This window comes from Exiguobacterium sp. R-17 (assembly GCF_049913315.1).
GTDB lineage: Bacteria > Bacillota > Bacilli > Exiguobacteriales > Exiguobacteriaceae > Exiguobacterium_A.
In genome coordinates, this window is record NZ_CP184372.1 from 792,764 (window position 1) to 813,108 (window position 20,345).

Below are 20,345 nucleotides of genomic sequence, written 5' to 3' on the forward strand. Positions count from 1 at the left end.
ATATAGAAAGGGGCTCGATTCAGAGTGGAAGAAAAAGAACAGAATCAAAACCTCCAACAAGAAGAAAACGTGACAGAGCCGACTGAAACCGTCGAAGTCACAGAAGAAGAAGTCATCCAAGCGGATCTCGTCGAAGACGAGAAGCCGGACTTCGAAGCACAACTCGCAGAAGCAAAAGCTTCAGAATTACGCCTCCGTGCGGATTTTGAGAACTTCAAGCGTCGTAACCGTGTCGAAGCAGAGAACCGCGCGAAGTATTCTTCACAAGCGATCGTCGAAAAGCTGTTGCCACTCGTCGATAACTTGGACCGGGCGCTCCAAATCGAGACGGAAAACGAGGAGACGAAATCTGTCTTGACGGGTGTCGAGATGGTAAAACGTCAACTCGTCGAAACGCTTCAAAATGAAGGCGTCGTCGAGATTCCAGCTGTCGGTGAAGCGTTCGATCCGAACTTACACCAAGCGGTCGTTCAAGAAGCGAGCGAAGAACACGCATCAGGTGTCGTCATCGCTGAATTCCAAAAAGGGTACAAATTGCACGATCGTGTGATTCGTCCGAGTATGGTTAAAGTAGCTGAGTAATCAGCCTGTACTTCATTATTCCAATCATTGAAAGCGAGGAAATAGATCATGGCAAAAATCATCGGTATTGACTTAGGTACAACGAACTCATGTGTTGCAGTAATGGAAGGTGGCGAACCCGTCGTCATCGCTAACGCAGAAGGAAACCGTACGACACCATCTGTCGTCGCATTCAAAAACGGTGAGCGTCAAGTAGGGGAAGTTGCAAAACGTCAAGCAATCACGAACCCGAACACGATCATGTCGATCAAACGTCATATGGGTACAGACTATAAAGTAGAAGTTGAAGGCAAAGACTACACACCACAAGAAGTCTCTGCGATCATCCTTCAAAAATTAAAAGCGCAAGCAGAAGACTACCTCGGTGAAAAAGTCACAGAAGCTGTCATCACAGTACCGGCTTACTTCAACGATGCAGAACGCCAAGCGACAAAAGACGCTGGTACAATTGCTGGTCTTGATGTAAAACGGATTATCAACGAGCCTACAGCAGCAGCGCTCGCTTACGGTCTCGAAAAAGGCGAAGATCACACGATCCTCATCTATGACCTTGGTGGCGGTACGTTCGACGTGTCGATCCTTGAGCTCGGTGATGGCGTCTTTGAAGTAGTTTCAACTGCAGGTGACAGCCGTCTTGGTGGAGATGATTTCGACCAAAAAATCATCGATCATCTCGTAGCAGAGTTCAAAAAAGAAAACGGCATCGATCTTGCTCAAGATAAGATGGCGCTTCAACGTTTGAAAGATGCAGCTGAAAAAGCGAAAAAAGACCTTTCAGGTGTTTCTTCAACACAAATCAGCCTTCCGTTCATCACAGCTGGCGCATCAGGTCCACTTCACTTGGAAATGACGCTCTCACGCGCGAAATTCGACGATCTCACAGCAGATCTCGTTGAACGTACGATGGAACCAACACGCCGTGCTATGAACGATGCAGGTCTGACACCAGACAAAATCGACAAAATCATCCTCGTTGGTGGTTCGACTCGTATTCCTGCAGTTCAAAAAGCAATCCAAGACTTCACTGGTAAAGAGTCGTTCAAAGGGGTTAACCCGGATGAAGTCGTTGCCCTCGGTGCAGCGGTTCAAGGTGGCGTATTGACAGGAGACGTCAAAGACGTCGTTCTTCTCGACGTAACTCCACTCTCACTCGGTATCGAGACAATGGGTGGCGTGATGACGAAATTGATCGATCGTAACACAACGATCCCAACTTCGAAATCACAAGTCTTCTCGACTGCAGCAGACAGCCAACCAGCTGTTGACATCCACGTCCTCCAAGGGGAACGTCCAATGGCAGCAGATAACAAAACACTTGGTCGCTTCCAATTGACGGACATTCCGCCAGCACCACGTGGTGTGCCACAAATCGAAGTTAAATTCGACATCGACGCGAACGGTATCGTTAACGTTTCTGCGAAAGATCTCGGAACGAACAAAGAACAGTCGATCACGATTCAATCATCAAGCGGTTTGACTGAAGCGGACATCGAGCAAATGGTCAAAGATGCAGAAGCAAACGCGGACGCAGACAACAAGCGTAAAGAAGAAGTCGAATTACGCAACGAAGCAGACCAACTCGTCTTCGCAACAGATAAAGCAATCAAAGACCTCGGTGAGCAAGTCGCTGACACTGATAAAGAAAAAGCAGAAGCTGCAAAAGAAAAAGTAACAAAAGCTCTCGAAGGAACAGACATCGAAGCAATCCGTTCTGCAAAAGACGAATTGTCGACAGTCGTCCAAGAGTTGACACAAAAAGTCTACGAGAACATGGCACAGCAACAAGCGGGCGCTGAAGGCGCACAAGCTGGTGGTCAAGACGACAACGTCATGGACGCTGAGTTCGAAGAAGTCGACGAGAAAGACAACAAGTAATTCATCCGACCGATTTTTCGGGCGCTAGAGAGAGCCAAAGCGTATCCGCGCTTTGGCTCTTTCCATGTCGCACGAAGTTCGGTAAAATCAAACAGTATGAAATGAATCGGAATAGAGAGAGGAAGACTGCACGTGGAAAAACGCGATTATTATGAAGTACTAGGCGTCGCGCGCGATGCCTCATCAGCGGAAATCAAACGCGCGTACCGTAAGCTTGCCCGGACGTACCACCCGGACGTCAACAAGGAAGCGGATGCGGATGCGAAATTCAAGGAATTATCGGAAGCGTATGAAGTGTTGTCCGATGACAATAAACGAGCACGTTACGACCAATTCGGTCACCAAGATCCATCACAAGGTGGCGGTGGATTCAGTGGAGCTGAAGGATTTGGCGACATCTTCGACATGTTCTTCGGTGGCGGACGTCGTCAAGATCCAAATGCCCCACGTAAAGGACAGGACTTACAATACGTCGAGGAAATCGACTTCATGGAATCGGTCACAGGCGTCGAGAAGACGATCACGATCCCAGTCGAAGAAGATTGCGGTACATGTCATGGTTCGGGTGCTAAACCAGGAACACATCCAGAAACATGTAAACGATGCGGTGGTTCGGGGCACATCAACGTCGAACAAAACACGATGTTCGGTCGTGTCGTCAACCAAACGACGTGTTCGACGTGTCATGGGCGTGGACAAATCGTCAAGGAGCCATGTGAAACATGTCGTGGAGCCGGTCGTGTCCGTAAAAACAAAGATGTCCGTGTCAAAATTCCAGCAGGGATCGACAATGGGCAACAAATCCGCTTAGCAGGCAAAGGGGAAGCCGGTGTCAACGGTGGACCAGCAGGTGACTTGTATGTCGTCGTCCGTGTCGCAGCACACGAACTGTTCGAACGCGTCGACGATCATATCGTCATGGATATGCCACTTACATTCGCACAAGCAACACTCGGTGATGAGATCGAAGTGCCGACCGTTCATGGCAAGGTCAGTCTGAAGATTCCAGCGGGCACACAGACAGGATCACGTTTCCGTCTCCGCGGAAAAGGGATGCCGAACGTCCGGTCCGGTCACCATGGTGATCAATACGTCAACGTCGTCGTCATTACACCGAAGAATCTGACGGAACGTCAAAAAGAACTATTACGGGAATTCAATGAAATCAGCGATGAAAAAGGTGTCGAAGAGCAACACGAAGGTGTCTTCAGCCGGATCAAGACATTCTTTACAGGGTGATCACTACAGAGGAGCGTGACAAGAAATGAAATGGTCAGAGATCTGTGTCCATACGACACAAGAAGCCATCGAAGCAGTTTCAAACATCTTACATGAAGCGGGAGCAAGCGGAGTCGTCATCGAGGACGTCGAAGATTTCGAGATGATGTCCCACCGCGAAGATAACTTCGGTGAAATTTGGGATGAGACGAAACGAGATGAGTACCCGACTCAAGGTGTACTCGTGAAGGCATATCTTGCAGAAAGCAGCGATTTGACGGACACGATCAAAGGCATCGAACAGGACATCCAACAATTGACGAACTTCGGTCTGTCGATTGGCACGGGTGCTGTCACGCTGACTCAAGTAGATGAAGAAGACTGGGCACATTCATGGAAACAATTCTATAAACCGGTCAAGATCAGCCGCCACCTGACAGTCGTCCCAATGTGGGAAGACTACACGCCACAGCCGGATGAAAAGATCATCGAGCTCGATCCAGGTATGGCGTTCGGAACGGGAACACACCCGACGACAGTTCTTTGCATTCAAGCAATCGAAAACTACTTGCAAGAGCAAGATCGTGTCGTCGATGTCGGTACAGGATCCGGTGTCTTAGCGATTGCAGCTGCGAAGCTTGGGGCAAAGGATGTCTTTGCACTCGATTTAGACGAAGTCGCTGTCAAATCAGCGACGGAAAACGTCACTTTGAACAACGTCAGTGAGCAGATCACGGTCCGTCAAGGCGATTTGATGAAGGAATTGAGTGAGCCGGTCGAGTTGATCGTCGCGAATATCTTAGCGGAAGTCATCCTCCTCTTCGTCAAGGATGCCTATACGCTGACGTTACCAGGCGGGCATTTCATCGCTTCCGGTATCATTAGTCAGAAGAAAGATATGGTCGTACAAGCGATGCAAGAAGCAGGATTTACGATCGTCGAGACGACGAAGCTTGAGGACTGGGTCGCAATCATCGCGAAACGGGAGGGGTAAGCGCATGCAACGGTATTTCGTCGAGCCTTCGATGCGTCAGGGAGATGTTTTTCATCTCCCGAAAGATGATGCACACCATATGAAAAACGTCATGCGGATGGAAGTCGGCGGAGAGATTCTCGTGCTCGATGGAACAGGTCTTTACCGGTGTCGCCTGGAAGCACTCGAGAAACAGGCAGCTTCTGCCCGTATCGAAGAGACGCTACCGATCGAGACGGAGCTACCGATTCGTGTGACGATCGCCCATGGATTGCCAAAAGGCGATAAGATCGAACTCGTTGCCCAAAAAGCAACGGAACTCGGGATCCATCATCTACGGATTTTCGAAGCCGACCGTTCCGTCTCGAAATGGGATCAGAAGAAGGTTCCGAAAAAGATTGAACGACTCGAAAAAATCGTCAAGGAAGCAGCGGAACAATCGTACCGTGCCCACTTGCCGACGGTCGACTTCGTGGCGTATGATGAAGTCTTACAGGATGCATCGAACTATACGGCTTGTCTGGTTGCCTATGAAGAATCAGCGAAACAAGGGGAGGCTTCCGTCCTCGCTACGACGCTTGCTGGACTGCAAGAGGGAGATTCCCTTCTTGTCGTCATCGGACCTGAAGGTGGGTTCGCTGAAGCAGAAATCGCACGTTTGACGGATGCCGGTTTTAAACAAGCCGCTCTAGGGCGCCGCATCTTACGGACGGAAACGGCACCGTTGTATGTCCTTTCCGCCGTCTCGTATCATTTTGAATTGAAAGGGTGAACGAAATGGCAACTGTTGCCTTTCAAACGCTTGGCTGTAAAGTCAACCATTACGAAACAGAAGCTGTCTGGCAACTGTTCAAGGACGCTGGTTACGCACGCGTTGATTTTGCTGATCATGCGGACGTGTATGTCGTCAATACATGTACGGTCACGAATACCGGAGATAAGAAAAGTCGCCAAGTCATCCGACGGGCGATTCGCCAAAATCCGGATAGTGTCATCTGCGTAACGGGCTGTTATGCCCAAACGTCTCCTGCTGAAATCATGGCGATTCCTGGCGTCGATGTCGTCGTTGGAACGCAAGATCGGCATAAAATGATTGGATACATTGAACAATTCCGTGAAGAACGCATGCCAATCAATGCGGTCGGAAACATCATGAAAGCAAAAGTCTATGAAGAACTAGATGTACCGGCCTTTACGGACCGGACGCGGGCTTCGCTGAAAATTCAGGAAGGCTGTAACAACTTCTGTACGTTCTGTATTATCCCATGGGCGCGTGGTCTCATGCGGTCTCGTCAACCAGAAGATGTCTTGAAGCAAGCACAACAGCTCGTTGATGCGGGTTATAAAGAAATCGTCTTGACGGGCATTCATACAGGTGGCTACGGAGAAGACTTAAAAGACTACAACTTAGCTAAATTACTTAAAGCACTCGAATCCGTCAATGGACTTGAACGCTTACGCATTTCGTCGATCGAAGCTAGTCAAATCACGGACGAGGTACTTGATGTCCTGAAGGATTCGCCGATCGTCGTTCGTCACTTGCACGTTCCGATCCAGTCGGCTTCCGATACGGTCCTTCGCCGGATGCGCCGGAAGTATACGATGGCAGAATTCGGAGAACGGATCACGCGTCTGAAGGAAGTCCTGCCTGACTGTGCGATCACATCGGATGTCATCGTTGGTTTCCCAGGTGAGACGGAAGAAGAGTTCATGGAAACGTTCAACTTCATCAATGACCATAAGTTCAGTGAGTTGCATGTCTTCCCGTACTCAAAACGGACAGGAACACCCGCTGCGATGATGGATGATCAAGTCGAGGAATCGATCAAAGAAGAACGCGTCGCGCGTTTGATCGCCTTATCGGATCAACTCGCAAAGGAATATGCTTCGAAATACGAAGGGGAACTGCTTGAGATCATTCCGGAAGAATTCTCGGAAGAAGCAGGCGGTCGTCTCGTCGGTTATACGGATAACTATTTGCGTGTTGCAATCGAAGGCGATGAGTCGATGATCGGACAACTCGTTCGTGTCAAAATCACGAAAGCCGGTTATCCGATGAACGATGGTCAATTCGTTCGCATCATGCAGACATTAAAAGACGCTGCGGTCTAATGATTCGTAAAAGCGGTCTTGGTATACGTATATAAGAAAACAGCCTCGAAATAGGGGCTGTTTTCTTACGTTACTATAGAGGGTGCTTTAGATTTTTAAAACAACTTGTAATCGATTCATTTTAGAAAATGATTTTATGTTATGGTTTCTATAAGTAGATGATTACCAGAAATAAAGCCTTGTAACAGTGGCATATTACTTCACATACAAAGGAATTTTCCAAAATGAAAACAAACGGATTATCAGTTCTATCAGTCACCTTAACAGTATTGATGTTCATCGTTTTATTTAATCAAGATGCAGTTGAGCATAGTTCAATCATTTTGGTCGTGCTAATAATAAGTATTACTTGTTTGACGTTTTTAAACATAGATAAGAAAAAACAATGAATCAATCATTGCTTTGAAGACTAAGGACGACATGCATTGCTTTTCTTACTTAGAGAAGCATCGCATGTTATTTTGTTTTCATTTCAGGAATGCGCTACACTGAATACAGTTCAATTAAGGAAAGAGGATATCATTCATGCGAATCAACAAATTCATTAGTGAAACGGGCTTTTGCTCAAGGCGTGCTGCCGATAAATTAGTCGACGCAGGTCGTGTGACGATCAACGGTCTGACGGCAGAACTCGGCTCGCAAGCTGAAGAGACGGACGTCGTCGAAATCGACGGTCAACCACTTCAAACGAAACCAAAACCTGTCTACATCGTCTTAAATAAACCAGTCGGCATCACATGTACGACGGAGCTTGATATCGAAGGAAACATCATCGATTTCGTCAACCATCCGAAGCGGATTTTCCCGATTGGTCGTCTCGATAAGGATTCAGACGGTTTGATTCTGTTAACGAATGACGGTGATGTCGTCAACCGGATCTTACGAGCGGAAAACAATCACGACAAGGAATATATCGTGACCGTCGACGCACCGATTACGGATACGTTCATTCAAGGCATGGCGAGTGGAGTCGACATTCTCGGTACGACGACGAAGGAATGTATCGTTGAGCCGATCGAGACACGGACATTTCGCATCATTTTGACGCAAGGGTTAAATCGTCAGATTCGCCGTATGTGTAAAGAATTCGGCTACCGGGTCAAACGGCTGCAACGCGTCCGAATCATGAACATCGAGCTCGGCGATTTACCAATCGGTTCTTGGCGTGATTTGACGGAAGCGGAATTAAGCGAGTTGTTTACGACGCTAGACGGGCAATAAGGTTCAATGAAAGTCGCCACCCGGCGGCTTTCTTCTTACATAAGGGGGATGACCGTGGACAAACGGGGTATGAGTGCGACATTCGTCGCCTATGTGATTGGTGGACTATTGCCGATCTATAAAGTATTTGCAACTGGTATTCCAGCATGGACGGTCGTTTCGATCCGGATTTTAAGTGCGTTCATCTTCGTAACGTTGTTACTACGACTGACGAAGAAGTTTCAATTCGTTCGTCACCTGTGGCAAAACAAACGCCAGCGCTATACCGTGCTTGCGGCAGGTCTCGTATTAGGTGGTAACTGGTCACTCTATCTGTATGCCATCGGAGAAGGGTATATCGTCGAGTCGTCGCTCGGGTATTATATCAATCCGCTCGTCAGCGTCTTGTTCGGTTTGATCTTTTTTAAGGAACGATTAACGCGTCCACAAATCATCGCGATTGTATCAGCAATCACTGGTGTGATGATTTTAACGCTCGGTTATGGTCAATTTCCGATCATTGCCTTTTCACTTGCCATCTCGTTCGCATTTTACGGTGTGCTGAAGAAAAAGGCGGCAGCCGAGCCATTATCGGGATTATTTTTAGAGACGCTCGTCACGCTCCCGTTCGCTCTCTTGACGCTAGGCGTGACGGATAGTCAACCGCTTGCGATGCCGACGAGTGCACTGCTTGCAATCATCATGCTCGGAATCGCAACAGCAGTTCAATTGATGTTATTTGGATACGGAATGCCGAAAATCCCGTTCGTTTACGTCGGAATTCTGCAGTACATTGCACCAACGTTAACGCTACTCCTTGGAATTTATCTATTTAATGACGTCTTTACGACGATTCACTTCATCGCTTTCCTGTTCATTTGGATTGCCGTTGCTTTGTTTACGATCAGCGGTTTATCAGCAGGAAAGATACGGATGAAGAAGGTATCATAACGAAAGAAGGGATTATGTGAATCTACCGGGATTTTTTGCGACGCTTGTCGCATATATCATTTGGGGGCTCTTACCGCTTTACTGGAAGATGCTCGCTAATGTACCGAGTGAAGAGATACTAGCGCACCGGATCATCTGGTCGTTTCTATTTCTACTCATCTTACTGTCGTTTCAAAAAGCACTTGGAAAATGGAAGACGGCATTGCGTGATCCGTTCACGCGCCGACTCTTTTTCTTAAACGGACTGATCATCAGCTTGAATTGGTTCATCTACATCTGGGCTGTCAATCATCAATTTATCGTTGAGGCGTCGCTCGGCTATTACATCAATCCGCTCGTCAGCATCGTCTTTGGTGTCTTCTTCTTTCAAGAAAAGCTCTCACGGATTGAATGGATCTCGATTGTCCTTGCGACGATCGGTGTTCTGATTTTAACGATTGGCTACGGTGAATTTCCATGGATCTCGATTGCGCTTGCCTTAAGCTTCGGTTTTTACGGCGTCGTCAAAAAACGTCGTCCGCTTGAATCAACGGTCAGTCTGACACTTGAGACGATGGCGCCGCTTCCACTGGCTTTGATCTTCCTCGGATATTGGCAAGTACAGGGAACGTCTTCGATAAACGAATCTGTCGGTACGATGACTGGACTCATCTTAACGGGGATTGTCACCGCTGTGCCACTTTTGTTATTTGGATTCGGGGCACAACGAATTCCATTCACATGGGTTGGATTCTTGCAATTCGTCGCACCAACCTTATCACTTGGACTCGGTGTTTTGCTCTATCATGAACCGTTTACTAAAACACATATGGTGGCGTTTACATGTATTTGGACAGCAGCGATTGTTTTTACGCTCAATGGAGTCTGGATTCGAAAAAAACAGCTTCGAAAAGTCGCGTAAAAAGATAGAAGTCAGACCTCTTGCGTGATAGAATAATATCAGAGTCAAAGGGAAGCCTTAAGGAGGATAACAATCATGAATTTAGCAGGAATGATCGACCATACGGCACTGAAGCCAGAAACATCACGTGCTCAAATCGAAACACTCTGTAAAGAAGCATTAGAATACAAATTCGCAAGCGTCTGCGTTAACCCGACATACGTCGCGTTAGCATCAGAACTCTTAAAGTCAGATGATGACGTGAAAGTATGTACAGTCATCGGGTTCCCACTTGGAGCAAACACGCCAGAAGTGAAAGCATTCGAAACAAAGGATGCCATTCAAAACGGTGCAACAGAAATCGATATGGTTTTAAACATCGGCGCACTAAAAGATGGAAATCTTGAGTTAGTAGAACGTGATATTCGTGCAGTTGTCGAAGCGGCGAACGGTACGCTCGTTAAAGTCATCTTTGAAAACTGTCTTCTTACAAAAGAAGAAATCAAAACAGCTGCTGAACTTTCAGTTAAAGCAGGTGCTAACTTTGTGAAAACATCAACTGGTTTCTCAACAGGTGGTGCAACAGTCGAAGATATCCGTCTCATGCGTGAGACAGTCGGTCCTGATATCGGTGTTAAAGCGTCTGGTGGCGTTCGTGACTTCGAAGGTGCAAAAGCAATGATCGATGCAGGTGCATCACGCATTGGTGCTTCAGCAGGAATCGCAATCGTTACTGGTGGTACGTCTGATAGCGACTACTAAGTATGTGTCACATGTCCCTCTTTTTTAGAGGGGCATGTTTTTTTGTTGTGGGATTATTCTGAATTTGGATTTTGTATTAAAAAGTCAGACATCGCTTCCGATAATCAGATGTAGAATGTCGGAAGGGTGTGGAATGAATGAAACGATGGAGTGGAATCATACTGGCATCGACACTAAGCCTTGCAGGATGCGGTAGTGTCATCGATGATCCAGAACGGGCAGTCAAGGAGCGAAAGGAAATGGCGGTCGTCTTATCGGATGTTGGTCTTGGCGATCAATCATTCAGCGATGCAGCGATGAGCGGTATGGCGTTGTTACGGGAGAAGGAAGGCTGGTCGATCGATTACCGGGAATTAAACGAAACGAAGACCTATAAAACAGCATTTGAAGCGTTAGCGAAAAAGAAGCCGACCGTTATCGTCGGACTCGGCTACATGGGGCAGACAGATCTTGAGACCGTTGCTAAAAAATATCCGAAACAACAATTCGCCTTGATTGATGCCGTCTCGACGTTACCGAACGTACTCTCGGTTACGTTCAAAGAGGACGAAGGAAGCTACTTAGCGGGTGCCGCTGCAGGAATCCAAACCAAGACGAATACGATTGGTTTCGTCGGTGGGATGAAGTCGCCTTTGATTGAGAAGTTCGAAAAAGGATACATAGCTGGCGCTAAAGCCGTCAATCCGAAAACAAAGGTACTCGTCGAATATGCGGAGGACTTTGCGGCGCCCGAAAAGGGACGGACGCTTGCAAACGAAATGATCCAGAAAAAGGCAGACGTGTTATATGCAGCTGCTGGATTAACAGGGAGCGGCGTCCTTGAGGCAGCGCAAACGAAGGGGAAAAAAGCTATCGGTGTTGATAGCGATCAGACCCCGATCGCGCCTGACGCCGTCATGACGTCGATGCTAAAACAAGTTGATCTTGCGATTACGAAAATCGGACAAGATGTGGATGCAAAAGGACTCCAATCTGGACAAGTCGTCCTTGGTGTCAAAGAAGGGGCAATCCAGTTGGCTCCAATCCGTAATACGAACTTTACGGACGGGGAACGAAAAAAATTAGAGCAGCTGCAACAAGATGTGCTCGAAGGTAAGGTGACGATCCAATGACGTTACGGAAACGATTTTTACTCTCAACATTAGTGACGATTTTGAGTGTCGTCATCTTGATGGGATGGACCTTGTTCCAACTCCGTCAAATTCAATCCTATAACGAAGACTACGGGAAACAACTCGTTGAAATTTCAGAACTCGAAACGAAGCTCTTATATGAACAGGCAGCATGGAACCGACTGGCAAGCCAACCGTCTGAGAGTCAGGCGGAGCAGGTTCAGGCTCTTAGTAAGAAGAACGAGCAAGCTTTGAATCAGCTACAGAAGACATATTTGATTCCAGCGTTTCAAGAAGAGTTGAACCGGGCGGATATGAAGTATAAGACGCTCGCTGCAAAACGGACGGAACTGACGGACGCGGTGAATCCGATTGACATTCGCTCCCATGCCGCACGAATTGAAGGTGTCCTCAGTGATCTCTATACGTTACATACGAAAAATGGGGAGTTTTATGATGTCTTACAACGTGAGGCAAAAGACGAGACATTGAATTTGACGCGGACCGTCCTAATCGCGACATTCCTCCTCTTGATTGGTCTAGCGTTATACAATTGGTACTTCGCACGTAGTATCACGCGACCGATCAGCCGTGTCGTCCGGACAGCAGAGCAAATTTCGGATGGAGACTTGTCACAGGAACTGGTCGTATCCGGTCGAAAAGATGAGATTGGTCGACTCGAGACGGCTGTTGCGCAGATGCAAGGAACTTTACATGAGGTCATCGGAACGATCAGTCGTTCGTCGAACACAATTCGTCAAATGAGTACGGAAGCGACGACAGAGAACGCGAACATCGTCGAAGTTTCTGGTAACATGACCCATGCGATTAATGAGATGGCGAGCGGTACACAAACGGTGTCGGATGATATCCAGACAACGGTCAGTACGATGGCTGATATGCAACAACTCTTCGAGGAGAGCGAACAACGCGCACAAACCGCTTATGCAGAAGGACAGGCGGCAGATCACGTGATGGTTCAAAGTAGTTCTGTCATGGAACAACAGGCTACTTCATTACGCGCGTCAACAGAACAAAATCGTGAACTCGGTCAGAAATTAGAAGGTTTCCTTGAGCAAACGCAACAAATCGAACAGATGGCGCAACTCGTCGCTGGAGTCTCTGCGCAGACGAACTTATTGTCACTCAATGCGGCAATCGAAGCGGCGCGTTCGATCTTCTCACTCGTCCGTTCGATTCGCCAAGACGGCGCTGTTTTACAAGAAGCACTCGTGCAAGCGGAGCGGGAACAGACGAACCAGGTCGAGAATTTTACACACGTCCAACAAGCATTCGGTGAGACGCGTCAAAAAGTAGCGAGTGTGACCGAAACACTCGATTATGTGACGAAACAACTCGTACATTCGAAACAACAAGCCCGCCATGTCGTTGGTCAAGTCAGTACAGTTAGTGGTGTCATGGAAGAACTTGCAGCCGGAAATGAAGAGATCGCTGCTTCGATGCGTGATCAACAGGCATCGTTCGAACAGATTCATCAATTGATGCAAGAACTCGAGTCGACGACGACGTCGCTTGACAGTCAGACACATCAATTCAAAATTTAATGAACACAGCAAAAGTGCACGCCTTCTCAGGAAGAGAAGGCGTGCACTTTTTCTTGAATCGACTTAGAAGAAGCTTTCTGGATCGAGCTCATTCGTCCGTCCATTTGCATCATACTGATACCCACCATCGTGGATTTCAAAATGCAAGTGTGGACCAGTCGAATTACCAGTACTTCCGAGAACACCGATTTGCTGTCCTTGTTTGACTTGTTGTCCCTGTTTGACGTTCAAGGCATTCATATGGGCATACACAGTCGTATACGTTTTTCCGTCGATATTATGAGAGATATAGACGTGATTGCCGTAAGGACCACCTGAACTTGCTAAGATGACTGTGCCACTAGCTGAAGCGACGATTGGCGAGTTGAGCGGACCAGCAAAGTCTGTTCCATTGTGATACGCATAACCATTGCTTCCGCTTGCCGCACCCATTCCTTGCGAAACAGAACCTTGAGCAGGTTTGATGAATTTACCTTTTGCTTTTGAGATGACTTTCGTACTAGCCTTGCTAACAGATGCTGGTGCTGCCGATTGTTTCGCAGCTTTTTCAGCAGCTGCCTTTGCTGCTCGTGCTGCAGCTTTTTCAGCTGCTTCCTGTGCCTTCAGTTGGGCCGATGCCTCTTTCAGGCTGAGGATGTTGGATTCGATTTTTTTCTTTTGTGACGTCAAGCGTTTCAACAGTGCTGTGCGCTTTTGTTTTTCTTGTTTTAATTCACGTTGTTTCTTTTTTAAAACATTACGATCTTCAATCAAGTCTTGGCGTGTCTGCTTCAGTTCTTCTTTCGCAGCTGCCAGTTCTTTTTTGTTTGATTCGTAATCTTTTAATAAAGAAGCATCGCTTTCCGCAATCGTATTAAAGGCATTGAAACGGCTAATCATATCACCGACATCTTTTGCGCCGAAGACGGCCTCAAGCAGCGGGGCGTTATCGGCTTTAGACTGACGGACCGCCAGACGATCACCGAGCATTTTTTCTTGTTTCTTGATTTTCTTTTGTAGCTTTTCGATTTTATCTTCTAATCGAGCAATCTGTTTCGTGTTTTCGTCGATTTTCTTTTGATTCTCGACGACTTGTAATGTCAGCCCATTAATCTGTTGATCCAGGGCGTAGACTTTTTGCTGTGCTTTAGATAATTGATTATTTTTTTGAGACAACGCCTCGCGTTGCTTCGATTGTTGTTGCTGGTTTTGTTGTTGCTTTTCTCTATATGAACTTGCTGCGTCGACGGGAGTTGTCGTCATGAGCGGACTTGCGAGTAAAGTGAGTGTCATGAGCGATAGCCCAAGTGACTTTCCGAAAGGTCGTTTCATAAACTAAGCGTCATTCCTTTCCCTTGTGAAGTGTTACCTATCCCACTCTAACAAGAAAATCAGAAAATCCACTTTACAATTCTTTTAAAAAAATACAAGAGAAGCTAGCAGAAAGTATGAAGAATTTATGAAAATAATGATGCGTGAACAGAAGAATAAATAGAATATGTTGATATGAAAGGAAAAATCATTATGTAATTGATTGATTTCCGAATGATGTCAGAAGATATATTTTTGTAACATCGTATAAATAGAAGGTTTATTAATGTTTGAAAAAGGTATAAATATAGTTTTTGTGAAATGAAAAAGTGCCCCGAAAGGCACTCCATCCGAATCATTCTTCATAAATCATCTTTCGTGTCATCCCACCGTCTAGGACCAGTGTTTCGCCCGTCAAGAAATCGTTATCCGGGTGTGTTAGATAGAGAGCCGCACGAGCGACATCACTTGGTTTTCCGACGCGACCAGCTGGATGTTGACTATGATCTTCAGGTGATAATTCTTGATAGTCACCGGTTTCAATCCAACCCGGAGCAATCGCGTTGACGAGAATTCCGTCTTCTCCGAGTGAGACAGCAAGTGCATGGGTCAGAGCAAAAATGCCACCTTTCGTCGATGCATAAGATTCTGTATGCGGTTCCGACATGAAGGCGCGGGTCGAAGCCAGGTTGACAATCCGACCACCACTTTTACTTTGTTTCAAATAAGGTGTAGCGGCCTTAGTCGTTAAAAAGATACTACGCAGGTTCGTATGATGAACCCGATCCCATTCCTCAAGTGACAATTCGAGTAAGGGTTTTCGAATCATGATACCGGCGTTATTGATGACGATGTCGATACGACCAGTATGTTCAATCGCTTTCTCAATCAACAGTTGAACGTCTTTCTCGTGTTGGATATCGAGGTGATAGAAGTAAGCCGTCCCACCATCTTCTTCAATTTGTTGAACTAATTCGTCTCCTGTCATCTGATCGATATCGGCAAGAACAACGTTTGCACCTTGAGCGGCATAAGTTCGTGCAAGTTCAGCTCCAATCCCATTGGCAGCTCCGGTGATGATAACGGTTTGATTGACATGATTCATAAAAATCACCCTTTCTGTAACGCTTCTCTCCCTTTTTTACCGTTCCATCGCGTCCTGAAACCTGACAGGATTATCATACGTAGGAATAGGGAAATAGAAAAGCGTCGAAGTTACTTTAGAATGGGGGAAAACAGGTCATGAAATTTTCGAATCAACAATTAGAAAAACAGCAAAATCAATATGCTGAAGATGCAAAAGATTACATCGATCGTCCGAAAAAGACGAACTCGCTATTACAACGAGCAACTGCTAAAGTGAACGATAACTCTCGTTTGTCCGTCATCTTCTCGCCGTTGACGCTGTTCGTCGATATGATTCGCGCATACCAGTCAGGTGAATACCGTAATATTCGTCGTACGACGATGTTAAAGGTAATCGGAGCATTGATTTATCTCGTATCACCGATTGACCTCGTACCTGATTTCGTACTCGGATTTGGTTTCGCAGACGATATCGCAGTCATTCTTTTTGTTACGAAAACGGTCTTCGAAGAATTAACACGTTTCAGCGATTGGCAGGATGAGCAACAAAAACGTCGCACGCAACCATTACAAAGTGAAGATGCGTATTAATTCGCACGTAAATCATAACCAGGGCGACTTCCGATACGAAGTCGCTCTTTCTCATGTAAAAAGAGCCGTTTCCTGTACGCCCTCTTGAAATTTCGATACACTAGAAATAGTTGGTAAAGAGAGAGGAGGGCGAAGATGGGACATCACTGGATGGAATCGTACGGATATATTGGGATCATGATGACACTTATGTTTCCTTTTATACCGAGCGAAGTACCACTGGCCTATGCAGGGTATCTTGTGCACACCGCACAGGCAAACCTCTTATTCATGTTGTTCCTCGCTGTACTGAGCTTCGTCATTAGTCAAAACCTCTTCTTTACGATTGGTCAGTTCGGGAGTGAACGGTTATTGAATCGTTTATTCAAATGGTTTCGGATTTCAGAAACGAAAATGCTTCAGTTTCAAACACAAATGGAGACGAAGGGACGCTATATATTACTTCTGTCTCCGATGTGGCGAATCGGATTTGCGATTGGTGCAGGTCTGACGGGTGTCTCGCGCTGGACGTTTACGGTCGTGACGACGATTTCTTTCTTCCTTTGGTCAGCAATCTTCATTTGGGGTGGGAAAGCCGTTGGTCATGAATGGCGAAAATTGCATCACCTCAACCATCCTGTAGTTTGGATTGGATTAGGGATGCTCATTACTATCATTTACTTGATCCAAAGAAAGAAAAAAGTAAAAAAAGAGATGTAAAAGGAGTGGCATCATGGCAATTATCTTATTCGATATTGACGGTACACTGATTGACTCAACGGAACAAATGACAGAGGCGATTCATCGGGCGATGGATGATATGCCGCATCTTCCAAAACCCTCGCAAGAAAGTGTTCAGGCAAGCTACGGTCTTGCAGGAAGCGCCTTTTGGCGAAAAGCGATTCCGGAAGCTTCAGAAGAGGATATTCGTTTAATTCGAAAAAAGAGACATGGTCATTTAGAAGATACGATGGTTGAACAGAATGTATTATTTGACGGAATTCGATCATTATTGCAAGCTCTTGTTTCAGCGGGACACACGGTCTCAACTGCAAGTAATTGCGGCAACCATTATCTAAACCTTGTGCTTGATAGTCAGGAAATCCGCTCGTTCTTCACAAGTCCGAAATGCTTGGAATCCGTCAATGGAAAAGAAAAATCGGATATCTTACGCGCTCACCGCGATGAGTTTGGAGAAGGATCTTACTGGATGATTGGAGATCGGTCTTCTGATGTCGAAGCAGCTCGTAAGGAACATATGCCGGTCGTCTTATGTCAATATGGTTTTGGTACGCCATCCGAGTGGAATTCGGCAGATCATGTCATCGAGACACCGCTTGATTTGTTAACAGTGATTGAAAAATAAAGAAGTAAGAAGCCAAGCTAGACACGTCGATTTTTTCAGACGGTCGGCTTGGCTTTTTTGTGGTTAAAATATCAATCAAGATGCACTTACTCGAAATCAAGTCGGTACGGTTCTGCGCTCATCCATGGACGGAACTTCCGGAAGAGTAGATGGAACAATAAACAGAGAATAATGGGTAAGACGATAAAAAGACCAAGCACGAATGTCATATTGAAGAGCGTCCATCCTCCTGACATCAGGTGTAGCGCATTGATTGGACCGATTAAACCAGACATTCCAAATCCGGCACTAAACGGTGTACCTTGAACACCGAGCATTCCAGCTAATGCACCAAGGATAGCGGCACTACACATGACAGGTAGAATCATCAATGGATTACGAATGAAGTTCGCCATCTGAATTTTAGGAGAACCGAGAAAATGAGCAATCGACGTTCCGCGTGAATTCGCTTGCCAACCGGCAATCGCAAGACCAAACCCAGCGGCACAGACACCTAGATTGGCAGCTCCGGCAGCAACACCCGATAAACTGATCGCGGTTGCAATGCCGACCGTCGAAAGCGGAGAGACGATGAGAACGGAAAAGGCGACCGCAATTAGAATGCCCATCAAGACGGGTTGAAGTGCCGTGAAGTCTGAGATGACATGTCCTATTGCTGTTGTGATCCGTGTGACGAACGGATACGTCAGAACACCAATTCCACCGGCACCGACAATCAAAATCGTTGGCATGACAAGGACCGTATATGTTTTGAAGCGTTCACCAATCAATAAGACGATTGCTGTTGCAATAGCTGCCGTCAAACCAGCATTGATGACATCACCTGTACCGACGAAAACGAATGTCGCATCCGCACGGGTCGCAACACCTGAGCCGACGACCGTCGCGAGTCCAATCGATGTGGTGGCGATCGGTGTTACTTTAAATTGCATCGCTACGGCGACACCAATCACCATTGGTAAAAGTCGCATCGCGAGTGTCGTTGCGTCCAAAACGTGTTGGGCACCAGAAACGTATGGCAATAATGCCTTAGCGAGTTCACCGAGTAAGGCTCCTGGAATAAGGGCAACGAGAATTCCAATACTGAGACCGTTTAAAACATGCACTGCAAATTGACGTGGCTGACGCAAAATAGATGAATCCACAAAATCCTCTCCTTATGTAACGCTTTTGTGCATAACAGTATAAAAGTTATGAATTGTGTTTTATCTTACGGTAAGAACAGAAGGACGTCAAGAAAAAGTTAGAAAATTCCAAACGAGCAAAGGATTCGTCTTTCAGAAACGGAATTGTTACAGTGAAGAAGTATATTGAATGAGGAGGTCATGAATCATGTCAGAACAACGTATCGTATTAGCGGAACGACCAAACGGAAAACCAACAGGGGAAACATTCCGTTATGAATCATTTGAGTTAGCAGATTTACGAGAAGGGCAAGTCGCACTGGAGTCACTCTATATCTCAGTCGATCCATATATGCGGGGACGTATGAACGATACGCGTTCTTATTCGCAACCGTTTGAGATTGATGAACCGATTCACGGGGGTGTCGTAGCGCGTGTCATCGAGTCTAAAAGTGAGGCGTTCAAGTCAGGTGATGTCGTCGTGGGGATGCTCGATTGGGCAACGAAAGCAGTCGTCGATGCGAAAAGTGTCCGTAAAATCGATGAGCAGATCGCTCCAATCTCAACAGCGCTCGGTGTTCTCGGAATGACAGGGATGACGGCGTATTTCGGGTTGCTTGATATCGGGAATCCACAGCCAGGAGAAACTGTTGTCGTATCGGCAGCAGCAGGGGCTGTTGGATCGATCGTTGGTCAAATCGCTAAAATCAAAGGTGCACGAGTAGTTGGGATTGCAGGAAGTGACGAAAAGTTACAGCACTTAAAAGCAGATCTTGGTTTTGACGAAGTCATTAACTACAAAACGGAAGACATCCGGAAAGCATTAGACCGGACGTGTCCAGACGGCATCGATGTTTATTTTGAAAATGTCGGTGGAGAGATCGGCGATGCGGTTCTGGATCGGCTTAATCCATTCGCGCGGGTACCGGTCTGCGGCGCTATTTCTGGGTATAACGCACAACAGGACATCGGTCCACGTGTTCAATCGAAATTAATCATTGCGCGTGCGCGCATGCAAGGTTTCTTAGTGGGGGATTATGGCAAACGATTCAAGGAAGCGGCTGAGCAACTCGGTCAATGGGTCAGTGAAGGGAAATTACGATATGAAGAGACGATCTTTGAAGGCTTCGATCGTGTACCAGATGCTTTCCTCGGATTATTCGATGGCTCGAACACAGGGAAACTATTAGTAAAAGTTAAGTAATACGCCAAAAGAGGTTGCGGAATTATTCCGCAACCTCTTTTTTTATGGCATGAGATTCATGAATCCTTTTGATCGCGCTTGAGTTCTTCTGGATCTGGATCCGGATGTTGTGTTTCCGCAGGCTTGATTCCGGGATCTGATGTCTCAGCTGGATCAGGGTCCGGGTGAAGACCAACGTCTGCCTTTTCATCTGGTAAATCATGATTTTTTTCGTTTAACATGTCCAGTCATCTCCTTTTATCAGTACGTAGTAATGTTTCCCCGTTTTTTAAATCCAAAACAATGAGAGTGCATAAGAGTCGTTTTCGAAAACGCGTAAATGATTTCCACGGACAAGAAAGCGAAACCGGTCGATTTCCTAGGAAATACAGGTTGACTGAAATGGAATGTAAGGAAAATCCAAAAAAGCTTCACTAAGTCTTTACAAAAACCTTGCAAGTCCTTCAAGTAGCCTTTGAATTGCTTCCGTAGACTA

The 20,345-nt window shown here is 46.4% G+C and carries 20 protein-coding genes; 16 read left to right on the forward strand and 4 right to left on the reverse strand.

The window, feature by feature from the left end; genetic code table 11:
* The first annotated feature begins 24 nt into the window (after window positions 1-24).
* The 12 genes from grpE (at window position 25) to ACN9MT_RS04180 (ending at window position 13,230) form a co-directional block, all read left to right on the forward strand.
* Window positions 25-582: a nucleotide exchange factor GrpE gene (gene grpE, locus ACN9MT_RS04125; protein ID WP_290748740.1), complete on the forward strand. Its 558-nt coding sequence runs from the start codon at window positions 25-27 to the stop codon at window positions 580-582.
* A gap of 48 nt (window positions 583-630) precedes the next feature.
* Window positions 631-2,457 (forward strand): molecular chaperone DnaK, encoded by a 1,827-nt coding sequence (dnaK, locus tag ACN9MT_RS04130; RefSeq protein ID WP_426272819.1) that lies wholly within the window; start codon window positions 631-633, stop codon window positions 2,455-2,457.
* 132 nt (window positions 2,458-2,589) lie between these two features.
* The gene (gene dnaJ, locus ACN9MT_RS04135; protein WP_023467442.1) at window positions 2,590-3,696 is read left to right on the forward strand and encodes a molecular chaperone DnaJ; all 1,107 of its coding nucleotides are present in this window, start codon (window positions 2,590-2,592) and stop codon (window positions 3,694-3,696) included.
* A 25-nt stretch (window positions 3,697-3,721) separates the two neighbouring features.
* Window positions 3,722-4,669 (forward strand): 50S ribosomal protein L11 methyltransferase, encoded by a 948-nt coding sequence (gene prmA / locus ACN9MT_RS04140; protein ID WP_426272820.1) that lies wholly within the window; start codon window positions 3,722-3,724, stop codon window positions 4,667-4,669.
* A gap of 4 nt (window positions 4,670-4,673) precedes the next feature.
* The gene (locus tag ACN9MT_RS04145) at window positions 4,674-5,420 is read left to right on the forward strand and encodes a 16S rRNA (uracil(1498)-N(3))-methyltransferase (RefSeq protein ID WP_426272821.1); all 747 of its coding nucleotides are present in this window, start codon (window positions 4,674-4,676) and stop codon (window positions 5,418-5,420) included.
* A gap of 5 nt (window positions 5,421-5,425) precedes the next feature.
* Window positions 5,426-6,760 (forward strand): tRNA (N(6)-L-threonylcarbamoyladenosine(37)-C(2))-methylthiotransferase MtaB, encoded by a 1,335-nt coding sequence (gene mtaB / locus ACN9MT_RS04150; protein ID WP_023467445.1) that lies wholly within the window; start codon window positions 5,426-5,428, stop codon window positions 6,758-6,760.
* Between the two features lie 525 nt (window positions 6,761-7,285).
* Window positions 7,286-7,981, forward strand: coding sequence for a 23S rRNA pseudouridine(2604) synthase RluF (gene rluF, locus ACN9MT_RS04155; RefSeq protein WP_313585939.1), 696 nt, complete (start codon window positions 7,286-7,288; stop codon window positions 7,979-7,981).
* A 48-nt stretch (window positions 7,982-8,029) separates the two neighbouring features.
* The gene (gene rarD, locus ACN9MT_RS04160) at window positions 8,030-8,911 is read left to right on the forward strand and encodes an EamA family transporter RarD (protein WP_426272822.1); all 882 of its coding nucleotides are present in this window, start codon (window positions 8,030-8,032) and stop codon (window positions 8,909-8,911) included.
* A 16-nt stretch (window positions 8,912-8,927) separates the two neighbouring features.
* Window positions 8,928-9,812 carry an EamA family transporter RarD gene (gene rarD / locus ACN9MT_RS04165; RefSeq protein WP_426272823.1) on the forward strand — a complete coding sequence of 295 codons (885 nt, stop codon included), beginning with the start codon at window positions 8,928-8,930 and terminating at the stop codon, window positions 9,810-9,812.
* A gap of 75 nt (window positions 9,813-9,887) precedes the next feature.
* Window positions 9,888-10,553: a deoxyribose-phosphate aldolase gene (deoC, locus tag ACN9MT_RS04170; protein WP_035409273.1), complete on the forward strand. Its 666-nt coding sequence runs from the start codon at window positions 9,888-9,890 to the stop codon at window positions 10,551-10,553.
* Window positions 10,554-10,690: 137 nt separating this feature from the next.
* Window positions 10,691-11,665 (forward strand): BMP family lipoprotein, encoded by a 975-nt coding sequence (locus ACN9MT_RS04175; protein ID WP_426272824.1) that lies wholly within the window; start codon window positions 10,691-10,693, stop codon window positions 11,663-11,665.
* A complete protein-coding gene (locus ACN9MT_RS04180) occupies window positions 11,662-13,230 on the forward strand; it encodes a methyl-accepting chemotaxis protein (protein ID WP_426272825.1) in 1,569 nt (522 codons plus the stop codon). Before ACN9MT_RS04175 ends, ACN9MT_RS04180 begins: the two co-directional genes overlap by 4 nt.
* A gap of 63 nt (window positions 13,231-13,293) precedes the next feature.
* On the opposite strand, the gene ACN9MT_RS04185 is transcribed toward ACN9MT_RS04180, so the two are convergent.
* Entirely contained in the window at window positions 13,294-14,541 is a 1,248-nt protein-coding gene (locus ACN9MT_RS04185) for a murein hydrolase activator EnvC family protein (protein WP_426272826.1), read from the reverse strand.
* Between the two features lie 334 nt (window positions 14,542-14,875).
* Window positions 14,876-15,625 carry an SDR family NAD(P)-dependent oxidoreductase gene (locus ACN9MT_RS04190; protein WP_047396351.1) on the reverse strand — a complete coding sequence of 250 codons (750 nt, stop codon included), beginning with the start codon at window positions 15,623-15,625 and terminating at the stop codon, window positions 14,876-14,878.
* Window positions 15,626-15,762: 137 nt separating this feature from the next.
* Here ACN9MT_RS04190 and ACN9MT_RS04195 point away from each other — a divergent pair, with 137 nt between their 5' ends.
* From ACN9MT_RS04195 to ACN9MT_RS04205, 3 genes are all read left to right on the forward strand, one after another.
* Window positions 15,763-16,197: a YkvA family protein gene (locus tag ACN9MT_RS04195; RefSeq protein WP_426272827.1), complete on the forward strand. Its 435-nt coding sequence runs from the start codon at window positions 15,763-15,765 to the stop codon at window positions 16,195-16,197.
* Window positions 16,198-16,332: 135 nt separating this feature from the next.
* A complete protein-coding gene (locus ACN9MT_RS04200) occupies window positions 16,333-16,896 on the forward strand; it encodes a DedA family protein (RefSeq protein ID WP_426272828.1) in 564 nt (187 codons plus the stop codon).
* A 13-nt stretch (window positions 16,897-16,909) separates the two neighbouring features.
* A complete protein-coding gene (locus ACN9MT_RS04205) occupies window positions 16,910-17,542 on the forward strand; it encodes an HAD family hydrolase (protein WP_426272829.1) in 633 nt (210 codons plus the stop codon).
* Between the two features lie 86 nt (window positions 17,543-17,628).
* Here the strand turns inward: ACN9MT_RS04205 and ACN9MT_RS04210 are convergent, their stop codons facing one another.
* Window positions 17,629-18,687: a PTS transporter subunit IIC gene (locus tag ACN9MT_RS04210; protein WP_056060085.1), complete on the reverse strand. Its 1,059-nt coding sequence runs from the start codon at window positions 18,685-18,687 to the stop codon at window positions 17,629-17,631.
* A gap of 187 nt (window positions 18,688-18,874) precedes the next feature.
* On the opposite strand from ACN9MT_RS04210, the gene ACN9MT_RS04215 reads away from it, so the two are divergent.
* Window positions 18,875-19,870, forward strand: a complete 996-nt coding sequence (locus tag ACN9MT_RS04215; RefSeq protein ID WP_056060089.1) for an NADP-dependent oxidoreductase — start codon at window positions 18,875-18,877, stop codon at window positions 19,868-19,870.
* A 56-nt stretch (window positions 19,871-19,926) separates the two neighbouring features.
* Here the strand turns inward: ACN9MT_RS04215 and ACN9MT_RS04220 are convergent, their stop codons facing one another.
* Entirely contained in the window at window positions 19,927-20,091 is a 165-nt protein-coding gene (locus ACN9MT_RS04220; protein WP_197026223.1) for a hypothetical protein, read from the reverse strand.
* Between the last annotated feature and the right edge of the window lie 254 nt (window positions 20,092-20,345).